Below are 16,169 nucleotides of genomic sequence, written 5' to 3'. Positions count from 1 at the left end.
TTTGAACAATAAATTTAAAAGACATACCCAGGAGGAGTTATGAAGCTTTTGAGCAAGACTTTGCTGACGGTGATGTTCAGCCTGAGCGCGGCCACTGTGTCCGCACAAACCATGCGTATTGCAACGGACTCGGGCGCGCAAGGCTCGCCTAGCGGTGATGCAATCGAGAAATGGGCTGCGCTGATCAAGGAGGGTACGCAAGGCGCGGTGTCGCCACGCGTTTTCTATCAAAACCAGTTGGGTGGTCAGGAAGAGGTGTTCGACCAGCATGTAGCCGGTGATGTGCAGTTGATGCTGAACTGGCCCATGACTTCCTACGACAAGCGCATTGCGGTGATCTACACGCCCTACATGTTCACCACCTGGGAAGAAGCCTTGGCCGCGTACCAGCCCGGTGGCTGGTTGAATGAAACGCTGGACGGTATCTACAAAGAGAACGGCTTGAAGTTCTTCGGTGCCTGGCCTGAAGGATTCAATGGCGTCGCCACTAAAGGCAAACATGCGGTGACGGTAGAGGACGCCAGGAACATCAAGGTACGTGTCCCCCCAATCTCCATGATGCAGCAGTCCGTGCAAGCCATGGGTTATCAGACGGCAGCCATTGACTGGGGCGAAGTGTTTACGTCAATTCAGACCGGTGTGGTGGATGGCGATGCAGCCAACGTCATTTATTACGACTACGAATATTTCCGCGACACGCTGGATTACTACGTGCGCAGCAAGCAGCAGTTCATTACCGGTGTGCTGTCCATGAACCTGGAAGCCTGGGAAGCCTTGATGCCCGAGCAGCAGGAAGTGATCCAGACCTCGGCCATCACCATCATGCAAGATCAGTTTTCCAAGGCCCAGGTAGCGGACGCGGCCATTGTGGAGAAGTGGAAAGCGCTGGGTAAAACCTACCTTGAGCTCGACAAGGATCAACTGGCTGCTTTGGGCACCCATGTGCGTGCCAAGGTCTGGCCTGCGATGCACGCTGAAGTGGGCGACAGCATCATGGCCCATATCGAGAAAAACGCCTCGGCTCTCAAGTGAATACCTTGGAACAAGGGAGTATGAATGTGAGTGAGGACCCTCTGATCAAGCGAGGGCCGACCCTGATCGCTCTGGAATGGCTGGCCATTGCGTCCAGCGTTGTGGTGGCGGCAGGTTTGGCCTATGTGGTGGCCGCACGTTATTACCTGAATTGGCCGGCAGCCGGTGTGCACACCATTGTGATGGTGGCGGCGATCTGGCTGTATATGACGGGGGCCTTGATTGCCAGCCAGTCCCGTCAGCATCTGGTGGTGGATTACCTGTCGCATCGTTTGAAGACTCCACGGGCGCGTGCTATCCATCGTTTCATCGTGTCCGTACTGGTGCTGATCATTGTGGTGGCTTTTGCCTATTGGACCTTGCGCATGTTCATGTGGGGTTCCCGGTTCTCGACCACGATGGCCGAACTGGGAATTCCTGTCTGGGTGCCGCAAGCCGCTATTGGTCTGAACGCCGTCGGTAGCCTGATCTATGCCTTGCGCGATGTTTATCAGTCTTTGATGGCCTTGCGCCATGGAGGCCATTGATTATGCATGCTGGATTTTCTGTTCTCTTGCTCCTGTGCCTGCTGGGTATCGGGGTGCCAGTGGCCTGGTCCTTTGCCGGCACGCTGCTGATGTTGACGCTGGTGTATGACGTCAACTTGAACACCTTGATGCTGCAAGGTTTCCGTTCCTTGAACTCCCTGGTTCTGCTGGCTTTGCCTTTGTTCATCATGGCGGGATACTTGATGCAGGCAGGCGGGATTGCGCACCGTTTGGTGGGTTTTGCCGAAATGCTGGTCAAGAATCGTCGTGGTGGCATGGGGGCCAGCATGGTGCTGGCTTCCGGGGTGTTCGGGGCGATTTCGGGTACGGCCTCGGCGGCGGTGGCGTCCATTGGCACCATTCTGGTCGATCCCATGGAGCAGCGCGGTTATCCGCGTCAGTACTCGGCGGCCTTGCTGGGGATTTCCTCTTTGCTGGGGATTCTGATTCCGCCGTCCATCACCATGATTCTGTTCGCGGTGGTGACGCAGCAGTCGGTAGTGGCGTGTTTTGCAGCCACGATCGGGCCAGGGATTCTGTTGATGGTCGGGCTGACGCTGTTCAACTATGTGGTGGCTGGACGCTGGTTCAAGGAGTTGCCTGCACAGCCTGCTGATGAGCAATCCCGTCGTTCTTCCCTCAAGACCTTGCTTTATGCCGTGCCCGCCTTGTGTATTCCCGCCTTGATTCTGGGTGGTATTTACGGGGGCGTATTTACGCCTACAGAGGCGGCAGCGGTGGCGGTTGTGCTGGTGATTGGTATTGGCTGTTTTGTGTATCGTGAACTGACCCTACGCAAGCTGCGCGACAGCTTCGTACGTACGGCAGAGACTACGGGCACCGTTATCCTGATCTTGCTGTTCTCCTTTCTGATCGGCCGTATTTTGGTTGCGCAAGGTGTGCCACAGGACTTGACCGCCTTTGTGACGGGTCTGGTGGACAGCCCCATCGGCATTCTCTTGATGGTCAATGTGTTCCTGATTCTGGTGGGCATGATTATTGACGATGTGTCCTTGACCGTGGTGGTGGCTCCCTTGCTGCTGCCTTTGGTGGGCGTGGCCGATGTCAATCCGATACAGTTTGCCGCGATTGTGGCGTGTGCGGTGATTGTGGGCTCGAACAGCCCGCCGATGGCTCCTGTGCTGTACATGTCCTGCCGTATCAGCAAAGTGACGGTACATCGTTCCTTTGGCCCGGCCATCGCCATGATCGTGTTTGTGGCTATTCCGATTCAATTGATCACCACCTTCGTGCCCGCTGTTTCCTTGGCGTTTCCACGAATGCTGGGCCTGTTATAAGAGGAGCGCCGGTATACTTTGGCGACTAAAGCGACTCTACAAGCAGGCGATATGAGCGATAAGGAATTGATTGAACGTGTGGCCCAGGCCGGCGCGCTGACCGAGCCCAATGTGCATTTGACGCGGGCGGACTGGCTGGAGGCGGCCATTCGCCTGTTTATGCAGGAAGGCGTGGAGGCGGTGCGCATCACTCGCCTGGCGCAGGTCATGGCCGTCACGCGAGGCAGTTTTTATTGGCATTTCAAGGACAGGGACGATCTGCTGGATGGGTTGGTCGGTTTCTGGGAACAAAAGAATATGCGCTCCACCATGTTGGCGCTGGAGAATGTGGACAATCTGCAAGATGGCATGTTGTCCCTGTTCTCCACTTGGCTGGATGTGTCCCGTTTTGAGCCGGGCCTGGATATGGCCATGCGGGATTGGGCAAGGCGCTCCGAGCGAGTGCGTCAGGCCGTCGCGCGGGCGGACAAGGCCTGCATGAATGCCTTGGCCAATTTCTTTCAGCGTATGGGTCTGGAAGAGATTGAAGCCCAGACCCGAGCCCGGACGACGTACTTTTGTCAGATTGGCTATTACCTGATTGGCCTGCAGGAAGAGCTGGAAGACCGCATGGTGTATCTGGACGACACCATGAAGATTCTGGGAGGCCAGCCCCTGGACCCAGCCAAGGCCAAGGCTTTTGCAGAGCGTATGTATAGCGTGCAAAAGGACAATGCCAAGAAGGTGGGGTGATATTCAGGATGCTCTGGGGCCTGTGGGGGCGGGGTGTGTTTAGATGGCTGCAGGCTAAGGAGCTACCTGGCTTGTCGTTACTGTTTTGATGAGCAGGGCAGAGCAGGCTGGTAAGGAATATCAGCTTGAAGCCGGAGAACTAAAAAGGCCGAATCCTGTATGGGATTCGGCCTTTTTTTGACTGCGTTCTGTGAGACGTTTTATTGTCGCTTCACAAAAGCAGCCTGTGTTTTATGCTGCTTTGCCTCAAGGTTTAGAACCAGTTAATCGGGTTCCAGTAGTTAACCTTGGCATCCAGACCGTCCTTGAAGTAGGTGGAGTCCGGGAAGTTCTGATCCATCACGCGTTTGGTGGTGTCACGCAGCTCGGTTTGACCCATCTTGTCGTAGGACAGGTACATCAAGTACAGCGCGCGTTCAGCAATAGGCACGCCCTTGAAGTCCGTAATCACGGTTTGCGCACGGTTCACAGCAGCCACGTAAGCGCCACGCTTGTAGTAGTACTCGGCTACGTGTACTTCGTTCTGGGCGATGGTGCTGACCAGCCAGGTCAAACGCTTGGCGGCATCCGGTGCGTAACGGCTATTGGGGTAGCGTTGCAGCAGATCGTTAAAGGCTTCGTAGGATTCACGCAGACCTTTGGGGTCACGCTCGCTGGGGTCCTGTTGGGTAATGTTGGACAGGGCAGCGCTAGGAGGCGTAAAGGAGATCAGCCCTTTCAGGTACAGCATGTAGTCGGTACCGGGGTGGCTGGGGTACTGCTTCTGGAAGCGGTCGATAGCGGCCAGGGCTTTGGCAGGCTCTTCGTCTTTCCAGTTGATATAGGCTTGGTCGATCAGCGATTGCTGTGCGTAAGTGCCAAAGGGGTAGCGGGACTCGACGGCTTCCAGGCGGGTACGCGCGTCTTTCCAGTTGCCGGCGGACATTTCTTCACGGGCGTCTTTATACAGGCGCTCGGCGGTCCAACCCGAGGTGGGGTCAACTTCTTTTTTGGTAGTGCCGCAGCCAGCAAGCAAAGTGGCAGCCAGCATTAATGCGGCTACTTGGGCCAGCTTGGTACCACGAATACGTGGCAAGTTCAGGTTCAGGCGAGTCACAAAAGCGTCCTTGGTGTTAGCATTGCTGCTCAATTATATGATTTGTCGCCATGCCTGACACAGATACTGAAAAAGATAGTGTTGTTTCTTCCGACGCACTGCGTTTTATCCTTCCCATCACTGCGTCTCCCGATCGTCTGGACAAGACTTTAGCGCGTTTACTGCCACAGCATTCGCGCAGCCGTCTACAGTCCTGGGTCGAGAGTGGGCATGTTCTCGTCAACGGCCAGGCCGTCAAGGTCAAGCATACGGTTTACCCCGGTGATACCGTGCTGGTCTGGGAGCAACAGGCCCCAGAAGACATGGCCTTCGAACCCGATGACGTGGACTTCGAGATTGTGGCTCAAAGCGACTCCTGGCTGGTGGTTAACAAGCCAGTGGGTCTGGTCACGCATCCTGGCGCGGGTAACTGGCGTGGCACCTTGCTCAATGGTTTGCTGTTTCGCTTCCCCAATCTGCGTCAGGTACCCCGTGCCGGTGTTGTACACCGGCTGGACAAAGACACTTCCGGCTTGCTGGTCGTGGCCCGAACGGAAGTCGCACAAACTCACTTTGTCCGACAATTGCAAGAGCGTAGCATGGGACGCCAGTATCTGGCGTTGGTCCATGGCGTCTTGCCGGGCCAGGGCTCGGTCGATGAGCCGATTGGACGCGATTTGCGCGTGCCAGTGCGCATGAGTACTGGGCCGTCCGTCGCTCCCAAGCATGCTGTAACGCATTATCAAATGTTGCGTCAGGGTTATGCAGGCGAGGAAGCGGTGACCGAGGTGGCTTGCCGACTGGAGACAGGGCGTACCCACCAGATTCGTGTCCACCTGAGCTCAATCAAGCATCCTCTGCTGGCCGATACCTTATATGGTGGCCGCGTTGTCGCGGGGGCGCAGCGCCAAATGCTGCATGCCCATGTGCTGGAGTTTGATGATCCCGATACGGGCGAGCGCCGTCGCTTCTCGGCGGAGCCACCGTCTGACTATCAGTCTGTTGCAGAGGCGATTGAATGGCACACTCAAAGCTGATTCCTGGTGTTAGCGGCCCCGAACAAGCGGGGCTGCTTTATTTCTGTACGACTCGGGCTGGGGGCGTCAGCCAGGACGAGCGTGACAGCCTGAATCTGGGCCTGAATACCGGCGACGATCCGGAGCGGGTGCAGGTTAACCGCCAGCGGCTGGCGGACTTCCTGGGCTCGGAGCCAGTCTGGCTGGCACAGGTACACGGCACAGACGTGCTGGATGCGGATCAGGATGTGTTGCCTGCCGTGCCCAGAGAGTTTGATGCTGCCATCACTACACGCCGGGATCGTACCCTGGCCATTCTGACCGCTGATTGCCTGCCGGTGGTGATCTGGGACGAGCAATCTCAGGTATTGGGTGTGGCCCATGCCGGTTGGCGTGGTCTGCAAGCCGGAGTCCTGGAGCGTACCTGGCAGGCGATGGCCGCCCGTTGTCCCCAAGCGCAATCCTGGCAAGCCTGGATTGGTCCGGCAATCAGTCAGGAGCACTTCGAAGTCGGGCAGGAGGTCTTTGATGCCTATGTTCAGGATGAGCCGGAATTGGCCGCCTTTTTTATTCAGGGAAAGCGTCCTGGAAAATGGCAGGCGGATTTGCCTGGTATTGCCCGCCACCGTTTGGAAAAATTAAGCCCTGGAAAAATGACTGTGCACTTAAGTGGCTTGTGTACGTTTCAAGAGAATGAATTGTTTTATTCCTACCGCCGCTCGCCCTTGACCGGCCGACAGGCCACCATTGCTCGCTTGAACCTGCTTTAACGGTTTTTTGATCGTATTAAATACGATATGGAATCTTTAATTCCGTCTATTGGCGTGCCAGCCTAATTAATTACCCCAATTGACTGCTTTTGTTACGAACGTCATGCTCTAAGCGTATTTGCAATTCGTTTACAGGTGGCAGATGTCGAGTAACAACAGAGCTTTTCAAGGTTTTGGCAAACCGATCGATGCCACCCGCTGTGCTGAACTGCAAGCTCGCTATATGCAACAGTGGCAGGAGTTGTGGGACCAGGCCCAGCGCGGTGCCTTGCCACCTCCCCAGGATCGCCGGTTTGCGGATGCCGCCTGGCAGAGCAATCCCACCGCCTTGTTCAATGCCCATATCTGGCAGCTTAGCGTTCAGGCCATGAACGAGATGCTGGACTCGATGGAGCTGGAAGCCGCGCAGCGTGAGCGCCTGAGCTTTTCCATGATGCAGTGGGCTGAGGCCATGTCGCCCAGCAACTATTTGATGCTCAACCCCCAGGCCCTGCAAACCATGATGGATACGGGCGGCCAGTCCGTGCTGGAAGGGATGTCCAATTTTATGGACGACTGGCAAAAAGGCCGTCTGACACAAACGGATGAAAGCCAATTTCAACTGGGGCAAAACGTGGGAACCACCCCCGGTGCCGTGGTGTTCCAGAACGATATTTTTCAACTGATTCAATACGCACCTACTACCAGCATGGTCCATGCCGTGCCCTTGCTGATCGTGCCGCCTTGCATTAACAAGTTCTACATTCTGGACCTGCAGCCGGAGAATTCCTTTGTACGCCACGCTCTGGATCAGGGGCTGACGGTATATCTGATGTCCTGGCGCAATCCCCAGCCGAATGACGCGGCCCATATCCATGCACTGAGTTGGCAGGATTATCTGGAGCAGGGCGTGCTGGAGGCGATTCGTGTCAGCCAGGAGCTGTCGGGCCAGGAAAAAATCAATACGCTGGGCTTTTGTATCGGTGGCACCTTGCTGGCCAGCGCTTTGGCACTGGCACGCGATAAAGGTCAGGACCCAGCCGCTTCCATGACCTTGCTGACCACCATGTTGGATTTCACCGACGTGGGCATGCTGAATGTCTTTATTGACGAAGCACAGGTTGCGTTTCGGGAGTGGCAGTTGGGGCAGGGTGGATTGCTCAATGCCCGTGAGCTGGCCAGTACCTTTTCTTTCCTGCGCCCCGCCGAGCTGGTTTGGAACTATGTGAACAGTAACTACTTGCAGGGTAAAAAACCACCTGCCTTTGACTTGCTGTACTGGAACTCCGACGGCACCCATTTGCCCGGTCCTTTCTTTGCCTGGTATTTGCGCAACACCTATCTGGAAAATCGTCTGGTTCAAAAAGGTGGTGTCCCCGTGGGGGCGCACCGCGCCGATCTGAGCCAACTGGATTTGCCTGTGTACCTGTATGGCTCGAAAGAAGACCATATCGTGCCCTGGCAGTCGGCCTATGCGTCCTTGCAGGCACTGCCTGCGGCTGAGCATCGTTTTGTGCTGGGGGCCTCGGGCCATATCGCAGGCGTGATCAATCCGCCTGCCAAGCAGCGCCGTAATTACTGGGTGCTGCAAGATGGCGAGCCAGTCGCCACGCTGGATGCCCAGCAGTATATGGAGCGGGCTCAGTCCGTACCTGGTAGCTGGTGGTCCGATTGGATTGCGTGGCTTGCGCCCTTGTCGGGTTCGCGGCGTCGCGCAAAACGTCGTCTGGGCCATGCGCGTTATCCCGTGCTGGAGGATGCGCCCGGCAGTTATGTGAAAGTGCGCGCCAGTTAATTTTCAATTTTTCAGGTTTCGGGAGCAGGGCGGTCTGCCTGCTTCCATTATCCCGACGCCAGGCTTTTTCATTGCCCGGGCCGGCCCAGGGATCGAGCTTTGTCACCCCTTTCAGGAGAAGTATATGAGCAGCAAAGTAGCTTACGTCACTGGTGGTATGGGAGGGATAGGGACAGTCATTTGTCAGCGTCTGGCCAAAGACGGTTTTACCGTTATTGCAGGCTGCGGCCCCAACCGCGATTTTCAGAAATGGTTGGGCGAGCAGGCCGAGCTGGGCTACACATTTCATGCTTCGGTGGGCAACGTAGCAGACTGGGACTCGACCGTTGAGACGTTTAAAAAGGTCTTTGCCGAGTTTGGTCGTGTGGACGTGCTGGTCAATAATGCCGGGATTACACGCGACGGTACCTTCCGTAAAATGAGCCAGGAAGACTGGCGTGCGGTAATCGACACCAACCTGAACAGCCTGTTCAACGTGACCAAACAAGTTATTGATGGCATGGTAGAGCGCCAATGGGGCCGCATCATCAACATCAGTTCAGTAAACGGGCAGAAAGGGCAGTTTGGCCAGACCAACTACTCCACGGCTAAAGCCGGGATCCATGGCTTTACCATGGCTCTTGCCCAGGAGGTTGCCAATAAGGGGGTGACGGTCAATACTATTTCCCCCGGTTATATTGGTACGGACATGGTGCGTGCGATTCGCCCCGACGTTCTGGAGAAAATCGTGGCGACCATTCCAGTGGGCCGTTTGGGTACACCGGATGAAATTGGCTCTATGGTGGCCTGGCTGGCCTCGGGTGATTCCGGCTTTGCCACGGGTGCGGATTTCTCCTTGAACGGTGGCTTGCACATGAGCTAAGGCTTGTTGCAGTGCATAGCGCGTGTTTTTGATTTATTGATTAGGAAGTAAGCACCAGCATGGGATCCCCTCGACTCATCAAGAAATACCCCAATCGTCGCTTGTACGACACGCAGGCCAGCGCTTACATCACTATGGTCGATGTCAAGCAACTGGTCCTGTCAGGAGAGGAGTTCGCGGTCGTCGATGCCAAAAGCGGCGAGGACCTGACGCGCAGTATTCTGTTGCAGATCATTCTTGAGGAAGAAAGCGGGGGTATCCCCATGTTCTCCACTCCGGTGCTGATGCAGATCATCCGCTTTTATGGCAATGCCATGCAGGGGGTGATGGGTTCGTATCTGGAAAAGAACATTCAGGCCTTCATGGAAATCCAGGAGCGCATGACTGAACAGTCCAAAGGCGTCTACGGCGGTCAGTTCGGCCCCGAAGCCTGGGCTCAGTTCATGAGCATACAGGCGCCTGTGATGCAAACCGTCATGAACAGCTATATCGATCAAAGCAAGAATCTGTTTGTGCAAATGCAGGACCAGATGCAGGATCAGACCCGGCAAATGTTCTCGGTCTTTCCCTTTGCGCCACCAGGCAAAGACAAGAAAGACTGATTTTTAGCCTGCCAGCGTTTTAAACGGGGTATGGCTGCTTAATGCTTCCTGATAGCGGGCCACATGGCCCGCTTCTTCATGCAGGAACTCTTCAATGGCGTGGGCAAAGCGGGGGTCAGCAATCCAGTGCGCCGAGCTGGTGGGAGTGGGCAGCAAACCTCGCGAGAGCTTGTGCTCCCCTTGAGCACCGCCTTCAAAGAAACGCAGTTGCTGCGCAATGCAGAACTGAATTGCCTGGTTGTAGCAGGTCTCGAAATGCAGGCCTGGCACGTATCGAGTACAGCCCCAGTAACGTCCATAAAGTGTGTGTCCGTCCCGCAGCGACAGGGCGCAGGCTACATCTTGCCCATCTTGTTGTGCCAGAATCAGTACCAGAGAGTCGGGTAGCTGTTCGTGCAGGCGCGCAAAGAAATCCTGATTCAGATAGGGGCGTTGTCCGCGCTCCTGATAGGTATTGGCATAGCACTGGTAAAAGTAGTCCAGGTTCTGCTCGCTAATCTCCTGACCCTGTTTGTGTTCAAAGGACAGCCCCTGCTCGTAAACCTTGCGGCTGTCCTGTCGCATTTTTTTGCGCTTTTGTTGGGTCAGGGAAGCCAGGAAGTCTTCGTAGCTGGCGTAGTTCTGGTTTTGCCAGTGAAACTGCACATCGTGGCGAATCATGAAGCCCGCCTGCTCCAGAGCTTGCCTGTCCTCTGGATTCGGGAACAGGACATGCACAGAGGACAGCTGATTACTTTGCGTCAGCTGGATCAGTTGCCTGGCCAGCAGGATGCGATCCTCTTGTGTGTGCGCCAGCAGACGTGGGCCGCTAACGGGCGTAAAGGGGACGGCACTGAGCAGCTTGGGGTAATAGTCCAGCCCATGGCGTTGATAAGCCTGAGCCCAGCCCTGATCAAACACATACTCGCCGCGCGAATGGTGCTTCAGATACAGGGGCACGGCACCACACAGCGTCTGTCCACGATGCATCAAGAGGTAATGTGGCGACCAGCCTGTCTGTGGAATGGCGCAGCCAGCTTCGTCCAATGACGTCAGAAAAGCATGACTGAGCAACAGGTGATGGCCAGAGAGCGCGTCCCAGTGTGCTGCGTCGAGCTGACTCAGCTGTGTGCAAAGTGAAAATTGGATCGGTTCAGTGCTGACCATGGCAAGGAGTACGTCGGTAAGCTCAACTTGAAACAGGACTAGGGCATAGACCCTGACGGCTTTGTATACTAGCCAGCGTTTCATACAAAGGGAAGGCTTGATTGGTATTGTTGCCAGCGCTTGCCCAATAAGAGGAATTCATGAAGAAAATTACCTTGGCGCTGGGTACGTGGATGGTGCTGGCAGGTTCGGCTCAAGCGGGTCCTGCTTGTGAGTATTTGCGTAATTATGTCGCTTTACAGCCGCAATCCGGAGACGAGCTGCAGATGCAGGATCGGGAGGGGGCTTGTCTGGTTCAGAACGGACAATGGTCGGCCGGTTTTTCGTCAATGCTGCTGGCCTTTGATGAGCTGGTCTTGCGTGATGAAGGCTTGGCATCCTTGTCCGAGCGGCAAGTTATTCCAGACTCCATGGATCTACAAGTAAGCGGGATCTATGTTCTGACGGGACGTTTGCCAGGGCAGGACTACGTAATGCGCCTGCAAGCCAAGCCTATGGATTTTACTTTCAAGTACAAGTGGGACTCGGCCTTGGCGCAATTGAATTTGGAGCAGGTTCGACTGCGTAGTCAGTACCTGCGTGAGGTTCGTGCTCAGGCGCAATTCGGGATTGAGTTGGCCGCAGGACGCCCCTTGGGTGCCGATGATCTTGAGCAGGCGGAGCTTAAAAGTCTGAATCTGTACCTGGATAATCAGAATCTGATCCAGTCCATGATCATGCCAGCCCTGGTCATGAACATGAGCATGTACGAAGACCCGCGCCCCGGTATTGAGAAGGCCTTGTTGGCAGCACGCACTTCCGTGCAGTTGATGCCTGACTCGGTGGCGGATCGGGACAGCCGCGATGCCTTGCTGGCATTTATTGCTCAGCTACCCGCGCCTCAGGGGCGCTTGTCGTTGAATATGACAATGGATCCCCCTTGGCCAGCGGCACGTCTGGAGTCTGGCTTGTCTGTGGATCAGGTGCGTAAATTGATGTCTGGCATGAAGGTGCAAGCCAGATTCAATACAGGGCAAGAAGCCCCGTCTGTCTATGTGTGGCTGCGTGATCGTCTGCGTGATGGTTTGCGGTTTTTCGATCTTCGCAAGGATGACGCGGCGCGCTAATGAGCGTTTGGCCCTGGTGGCGGGAGGCCCTGTAATACCGGACCAACCCCATCTTGCTTGGGGTCTGCCATTGCCAGTGCGCAGGCTGCGCTCTCCTGCTTACGGAAAACGCAGCCATTAGCCTGGTTTCGTCAGGCGTCGGGTAGCATGTTGTAGTTTCTGATCATGCTGTTGTAGTCGTTCTCCAGCTTGGAGAGCTGGTACTCCACATTGGCTTGCTTTGCGTCCGATGCCAGGGCTCGGCGCAGATCCTTCAAGCCCACCAGGAAGGTATTGAAGTTGCTGGACAGGGCAAACCACTTGGGCGCGTTGCCCAGTTGCGTTTTGGTGTCGGGATGTGCTTTGGCAAAGGCATCAGCCTTGTCGAAGGCGGCTTGATACGCTTGCTCGATTTTCTCGATGGACTGGCCAGTGAGCTGCTCGGACTCTGCCAACGTGCTGATGGCATCAACGGCGCGGCGGGCGGCCAGAGAGACATTCAGCGTGTGCCAAGCAAAGTTCTCGGTGCCGTAAGCCTCTTCAATCGCTACCAGCTGTTTTTCCCGCAGACTGTGATTGCGCTCCGAGACTGTTTGTCTGAGCGTGTCTTCCGCATCAAAGAAGCTGATGAACAGAGGCATGATCTGCTCGTCCAGCTCGCGGCCTTTCTTCATCTGGTCGTCAATATTGTCCTTGCGACTGTAATAGAGATCCGCTTCATTCATGACGGGAATCAGCTTTTCCAGCGTGTCAGCAAACACTTGACCAGGCTTGTCCAGTCCAGCGTCTGCTGGCGGCATGGCGATGGCATTGCGCATTTGGGTGATGCATTCGCGCGAGATGGAGTTGTTCTGCTCGTACACCTTGATCTTGAAGCTGGCGGCAATGCGGGTGGAGCCGGGGGTAGCGACAAGGTTCTGATATTCCTTGATGTATTTCTGGGCATGCTGGCTCAAGGGGCTGGCGACGTCATTCAGGCAGGCAATTACTGGCTGCAGTTTCTCGGCCAGTTGCATATCCTGCTTTTGCAGGCTCACTTCACCATTGCCCAGAAGGGAACTGCCAGAGGTGCCGACCTTCATTTCCTGTGGCAGCCAGGTGTTGAATTGGCCGCTGGCGTAGGCGCCGATGGCAATGCCGATCGCGCCCAGGATCACAATACTTGTAAGTTTCTTCATTTTCGCGCTGTAGAGATAAGCTGCATTGCCCCTGGGGAAAGGGACAGAGACAGGTCTTTTCGGGGAGGGGGGGTTACTGCTCGAAGCCACTGCGCTCGGCAGAAATGGCGCTGCAGCTGCCCTGGTCTTTTTCGCCTACCATGCGGCGATCGCGGATGATGGTGCCGCTTGCCAAGTCAATCTCCCAGGCAATTGCGCCTTCATTCAGGCTGGCCTTGTTGTCGGCAAAGGTGCCTCGCTCCATTCTTTCGCTGCCCGAAGCAGGAACGTAGACCCCAAATGTTCCTGCCTCTTGATTCAGGGCGAAATTGAAAACCTGGGGCTTGCCCGACGGGTCGGCAAACTCGCAAGTCAAATAGGTGGTGGCAGCAAAGGTGCTGGTGCTGGCCATCAGCAAGGCCAGAGCGGCCCCTGCGATTGCGGGTACTCGTTTCATGTCTTGATCCTTTAGTCGGCTGTCTCCAGCCGATTCTGCTTGTGTGTGAGTGACTGCAAAAAGTACGACTCATCCTGGGATCGCGCAGGCACGTACTTGGCTCCAACGCTGGAGAAGAGGTGGCCTGGCTTTCGTAAGGGATTTCGTCTTTCTTGAAACTCAGCTTGGCTGTGAGGCGTGAGCGTGCAGCGTAGACCACGCCCATGAGGCGTCACTGTGTTCACGCACAAACAAGCTGATTGGCGGGATTTGAAGCGCGATTAGAGGGGCTGGAGCTGACTTGTTATTCTGTGTTCTGGTCATGCTCAAGCTGGCTAATCACCCGCACGGGAAGGTTTATCGCACGGTGAGACTGCGGTCGTCAAGAACATTTCGTGCTTGAAGTAGATGGGGGCGTACTGGCGGGATGGGAGTTACTGCAGGAAGGGGGGGCTTGTCTTGGGTTCGCCTTGTTTATTGTTTTGACGAAGCCGGACTATTTAAAAACAACGGGCATAAAAAAAACCGGAATAAATCCGGTTTTTTCAAATTTATCTGCAAGAGGCCGATAAATGAATTTGGTTGCGGGGGCAGGATTTGAACCTACGACCTTCGGGTTATGAGCCCGACGAGCTACCATGCTGCTCCACCCCGCGTCAGAAAAGTAACTATAACATAGTTTTTGATTATGTACATAGTGTGGCGTGTTTATTTCATTAATATTTGGCGATTGCCGCTGGAAGGGGCATAAAGGCTGGATAAAACGATCCTCAATTTTCTTGCGTCTTGCTGGTCGCAATGGTGTAATACGAACTGTGCTTACAGGTTCAGCCGGACTGGCATTTCAAAAAGTTCAAACGCGCAAGCGGCTTCCTGTATAGCGACCAGTTCTTGATGGCTGGCATCTGGCTTTGATAGCAGTCGGCTCCCCTACTAGGCGGGATGTCCCGGCAAAACGAATTTCTCTGTTTCTGGCTTTGCTTCAGGTTTAGGCAATCGATAAGCCCTGCGGTGGTCTGTTGGTGCCTTGATGTTGGCATTTGACAATGTAGACCTGTCGCCCCGATCAGTTATTGCCCCAAACGTTGTTGTGCTGTTTTCGCGTTCCGCCAATCCGGAGCGCCAATTCAAATCCAGTCCGATAGGGCTTGCGGACATACTCATCATCAGCATGTGTGCTTACACAACATTTTTAATTGCTTTTAAAGCGGCTGTTTCTGGTTTGAGCCAGGGCGGCGGGCTTGCGTGCGCGTCCGGCCCGATGCAAAAAGGCCCGACGATGGCGACGATGGTGATTCGGATGCGTGCTGCGGCTGCTGTGGTGGCCTTTGTTTGGGCTGGGGTTGTTGCCACATTGCTGATGGCTGGCCTGCGTGTTCTGGCTGTGGGCTGCGCCGCGCGCAAGATTGCAGATCAAAACAGCGGACAACAAAAAAGCCAGCACAAATTGGCTGGCTTGTTTGATTCTGCTAAGCAGTTCCGGGTGATGGTTGCGGGGGCAGGATTTGAACCTACGACCTTCGGGTTATGAGCCCGACGAGCTACCATGCTGCTCCACCCCGCGCCGGAAAAGATAAATACTAACATGGAATTTTTGCTTTATGCAAGTATCGCCAGAAAGTGAGGCTTCCCAGCAGTGACTGAAAGTGAAATAATCCGAGTCCTGGAGACGGCTTTGCTGTGTGCACAGCAGCCCATGAACAGCGCCGAGTTGCGCAAAATGTTTGTCTCCCCGCCGCTGAGCGCGGATGATCTGCGCCGTTATCTGGCTATCTTGCAATTGGATTGGAAAGAGCGTGGCCTGGAATTGGTTCAGGTTGCCTCGGGTTGGCGCTTTCAAAGTCGCCCGGCCATGCAAGTGTTTTTGTCCCGTCTTAGTCTGGAGCGCGCGCCCAAGTATTCGCGGGCCGTGCTGGAAACCTTGGCGATTATTGCTTGGCGGCAACCTGTTACCCGTGGGGATATTGAGGACATACGTGGTGTGAGCGTATCGACTCAAATTGTGCGTACCCTGGAGGATCGGGGCTGGATTGAAGTGCTGGGCTATCGTGATGCGCCCGGACGCCCGGCATTGCTGGGAACGACCCGTCAGTTTCTGAATGATCTGGGTCTGCGCTCTTTGGATGAGTTGCCTTCGGTTGAAACTCTGGACTCCCTGGATGCCTTGGCTTCCTTGCCAAACGGGCAAGCAGCTGCGTCGGCTGATCAGGAGCAGAACAAAGAATTGGATCAAGAACGGGATCAGCAACAGGATCAACAGCAAGATCAACAGCAGGGCGGGGATCATCAGGATCAGAGCCAGGAGCAAGCGGCAGAGCAGGGTGTAGAGCAAGAGTCTGCATCTGTGGCAGGGCAGCAAACTGGTTCCGAAGCAGGGCAAGAAATAGAACTAGAAGCAGAGCAAGACGCTGCTTTGGAAGTGAGCATGGAGCCGCTACAGGCCTCTGTTGCTCAGCTTGAGCTGGAGTCCGAACCGGATTCCGAGCCAGGCAGTCAGGACGATTTGCTTGAGGCAGTTTCAGAAGCGGAGCTGCCACAAACCGAACAAGCTGAAGTGAATACGACACCGGACCCCGTGGATGAGGCCCAGGCTGCGGCTGGCCTATCGGATATACAGGTACCGGACGAAATAAAAAACTCTGGAGTAAATGATTAAA

15 protein-coding genes and 2 tRNA genes are annotated in these 16,169 nt (G+C 55.3%); 11 read left to right on the top strand and 6 right to left on the bottom strand.

What is annotated here, in order from left to right; all coding sequences use genetic code 11:
• Nucleotides 1-39: 39 nt before the first annotated feature.
• Genes dctP through M2Q46_RS08635 form a run of 4 tightly spaced genes read left to right on the top strand, consistent with a single transcriptional unit; the run spans nt 40 to nt 3,589 of the window.
• On the top strand, nt 40-1,032 hold the full coding sequence (gene dctP / locus M2Q46_RS08650; protein WP_302357075.1) for a TRAP transporter substrate-binding protein DctP: 993 nt from the start codon (nt 40-42) through the stop codon (nt 1,030-1,032).
• Between the two features lie 20 nt (nt 1,033-1,052).
• On the top strand, nt 1,053-1,559 hold the full coding sequence (locus tag M2Q46_RS08645) for a TRAP transporter small permease (RefSeq protein ID WP_302357074.1): 507 nt from the start codon (nt 1,053-1,055) through the stop codon (nt 1,557-1,559).
• A gap of 2 nt (nt 1,560-1,561) precedes the next feature.
• The gene (locus M2Q46_RS08640) at nt 1,562-2,857 is read left to right on the top strand and encodes a TRAP transporter large permease (protein WP_302357073.1); all 1,296 of its coding nucleotides are present in this window, start codon (nt 1,562-1,564) and stop codon (nt 2,855-2,857) included.
• A gap of 51 nt (nt 2,858-2,908) precedes the next feature.
• Nucleotides 2,909-3,589, top strand: coding sequence for a TetR/AcrR family transcriptional regulator (locus M2Q46_RS08635; protein ID WP_052362930.1), 681 nt, complete (start codon nt 2,909-2,911; stop codon nt 3,587-3,589).
• A gap of 253 nt (nt 3,590-3,842) precedes the next feature.
• On the opposite strand, the gene M2Q46_RS08630 is transcribed toward M2Q46_RS08635, so the two are convergent.
• Nucleotides 3,843-4,640 (bottom strand): outer membrane protein assembly factor BamD, encoded by a 798-nt coding sequence (locus tag M2Q46_RS08630; protein ID WP_026484309.1) that lies wholly within the window; start codon nt 4,638-4,640, stop codon nt 3,843-3,845.
• A 95-nt stretch (nt 4,641-4,735) separates the two neighbouring features.
• Here M2Q46_RS08630 and M2Q46_RS08625 point away from each other — a divergent pair, with 95 nt between their 5' ends.
• From M2Q46_RS08625 to phaR, 5 genes are all read left to right on the top strand, one after another.
• Complete coding sequence (locus tag M2Q46_RS08625) at nt 4,736-5,701, top strand: RluA family pseudouridine synthase (RefSeq protein WP_026484310.1); 966 nt, start codon at nt 4,736-4,738, stop codon at nt 5,699-5,701.
• Nucleotides 5,683-6,450, top strand: coding sequence for a peptidoglycan editing factor PgeF (gene pgeF, locus M2Q46_RS08620; RefSeq protein WP_083053993.1), 768 nt, complete (start codon nt 5,683-5,685; stop codon nt 6,448-6,450). Before M2Q46_RS08625 ends, pgeF begins: the two co-directional genes overlap by 19 nt.
• A 142-nt stretch (nt 6,451-6,592) precedes the next feature.
• The gene (phaC, locus tag M2Q46_RS08615; RefSeq protein WP_302357072.1) at nt 6,593-8,224 is read left to right on the top strand and encodes an alpha/beta hydrolase; all 1,632 of its coding nucleotides are present in this window, start codon (nt 6,593-6,595) and stop codon (nt 8,222-8,224) included.
• A 124-nt stretch (nt 8,225-8,348) separates the two neighbouring features.
• Complete coding sequence (gene phbB / locus M2Q46_RS08610) at nt 8,349-9,086, top strand: acetoacetyl-CoA reductase (RefSeq protein WP_088450794.1); 738 nt, start codon at nt 8,349-8,351, stop codon at nt 9,084-9,086.
• 59 nt (nt 9,087-9,145) lie between these two features.
• On the top strand, nt 9,146-9,688 hold the full coding sequence (gene phaR, locus M2Q46_RS08605; RefSeq protein ID WP_009457627.1) for a polyhydroxyalkanoate synthesis repressor PhaR: 543 nt from the start codon (nt 9,146-9,148) through the stop codon (nt 9,686-9,688).
• Nucleotides 9,689-9,691: 3 nt separating this feature from the next.
• On the opposite strand, the gene M2Q46_RS08600 is transcribed toward phaR, so the two are convergent.
• Nucleotides 9,692-10,834 (bottom strand): GNAT family N-acetyltransferase, encoded by a 1,143-nt coding sequence (locus M2Q46_RS08600; RefSeq protein WP_257113162.1) that lies wholly within the window; start codon nt 10,832-10,834, stop codon nt 9,692-9,694.
• Nucleotides 10,835-10,974: 140 nt separating this feature from the next.
• Here M2Q46_RS08600 and M2Q46_RS08595 point away from each other — a divergent pair, with 140 nt between their 5' ends.
• Nucleotides 10,975-11,940: a hypothetical protein gene (locus M2Q46_RS08595; RefSeq protein ID WP_302357070.1), complete on the top strand. Its 966-nt coding sequence runs from the start codon at nt 10,975-10,977 to the stop codon at nt 11,938-11,940.
• Between the two features lie 131 nt (nt 11,941-12,071).
• Here M2Q46_RS08595 and M2Q46_RS08590 read toward each other — a convergent pair whose 3' ends face one another.
• The 4 genes from M2Q46_RS08590 to M2Q46_RS08575 all read right to left on the bottom strand — a co-directional run bounded on the left by M2Q46_RS08590 (nt 12,072) and on the right by M2Q46_RS08575 (nt 15,076).
• Nucleotides 12,072-13,097, bottom strand: a complete 1,026-nt coding sequence (locus tag M2Q46_RS08590) for a DUF3829 domain-containing protein (protein ID WP_035270781.1) — start codon at nt 13,095-13,097, stop codon at nt 12,072-12,074.
• 73 nt (nt 13,098-13,170) lie between these two features.
• Nucleotides 13,171-13,533: a hypothetical protein gene (locus M2Q46_RS08585; RefSeq protein ID WP_035270780.1), complete on the bottom strand. Its 363-nt coding sequence runs from the start codon at nt 13,531-13,533 to the stop codon at nt 13,171-13,173.
• A 558-nt stretch (nt 13,534-14,091) separates the two neighbouring features.
• Nucleotides 14,092-14,168 (bottom strand) — tRNA-Met (locus tag M2Q46_RS08580).
• A gap of 831 nt (nt 14,169-14,999) precedes the next feature.
• Nucleotides 15,000-15,076: transfer RNA gene (locus M2Q46_RS08575), tRNA-Met, on the bottom strand.
• A 72-nt stretch (nt 15,077-15,148) separates the two neighbouring features.
• On the opposite strand from M2Q46_RS08575, the gene scpB reads away from it, so the two are divergent.
• Nucleotides 15,149-16,168, top strand: coding sequence for an SMC-Scp complex subunit ScpB (scpB, locus tag M2Q46_RS08570; protein WP_302357069.1), 1,020 nt, complete (start codon nt 15,149-15,151; stop codon nt 16,166-16,168).
• The last annotated feature ends 1 nt before the right edge of the window (nt 16,169 follow it).

The organism is Alcaligenes sp. YSL9 (assembly GCF_030515105.1).
Lineage (GTDB): Bacteria > Pseudomonadota > Gammaproteobacteria > Burkholderiales > Burkholderiaceae_B > Alcaligenes > Alcaligenes phenolicus.
This window is presented reverse-complemented; position numbering and strand designations above follow the sequence as displayed.

Excerpts from the sequence above, each read along its gene's own strand:
- M2Q46_RS08625 (WP_026484310.1), top strand. The coding sequence starts at position 4,736 with ATGCCTGACACAGATACTGAAAAAGATAGTGTTGTTTCTTCCGACGCA.
- dctP (WP_302357075.1), top strand. The coding sequence starts at position 40 with ATGAAGCTTTTGAGCAAGACTTTGCTGACGGTGATGTTCAGCCTGAGC.
- M2Q46_RS08640 (WP_302357073.1), top strand. The coding sequence starts at position 1,562 with ATGCATGCTGGATTTTCTGTTCTCTTGCTCCTGTGCCTGCTGGGTATC.
- phbB (WP_088450794.1), top strand. The coding sequence starts at position 8,349 with ATGAGCAGCAAAGTAGCTTACGTCACTGGTGGTATGGGAGGGATAGGG.
- M2Q46_RS08585 (WP_035270780.1), bottom strand. The coding sequence starts at position 13,533 with ATGAAACGAGTACCCGCAATCGCAGGGGCCGCTCTGGCCTTGCTGATG.
- pgeF (WP_083053993.1), top strand. The coding sequence starts at position 5,683 with ATGGCACACTCAAAGCTGATTCCTGGTGTTAGCGGCCCCGAACAAGCG.
- phaC (WP_302357072.1), top strand. The coding sequence starts at position 6,593 with ATGTCGAGTAACAACAGAGCTTTTCAAGGTTTTGGCAAACCGATCGAT.
- M2Q46_RS08635 (WP_052362930.1), top strand. The coding sequence starts at position 2,909 with ATGAGCGATAAGGAATTGATTGAACGTGTGGCCCAGGCCGGCGCGCTG.
- M2Q46_RS08595 (WP_302357070.1), top strand. The coding sequence starts at position 10,975 with ATGAAGAAAATTACCTTGGCGCTGGGTACGTGGATGGTGCTGGCAGGT.
- phaR (WP_009457627.1), top strand. The coding sequence starts at position 9,146 with ATGGGATCCCCTCGACTCATCAAGAAATACCCCAATCGTCGCTTGTAC.
- M2Q46_RS08600 (WP_257113162.1), bottom strand. The coding sequence starts at position 10,834 with ATGGTCAGCACTGAACCGATCCAATTTTCACTTTGCACACAGCTGAGT.
- M2Q46_RS08645 (WP_302357074.1), top strand. The coding sequence starts at position 1,053 with ATGAATGTGAGTGAGGACCCTCTGATCAAGCGAGGGCCGACCCTGATC.
- M2Q46_RS08590 (WP_035270781.1), bottom strand. The coding sequence starts at position 13,097 with ATGAAGAAACTTACAAGTATTGTGATCCTGGGCGCGATCGGCATTGCC.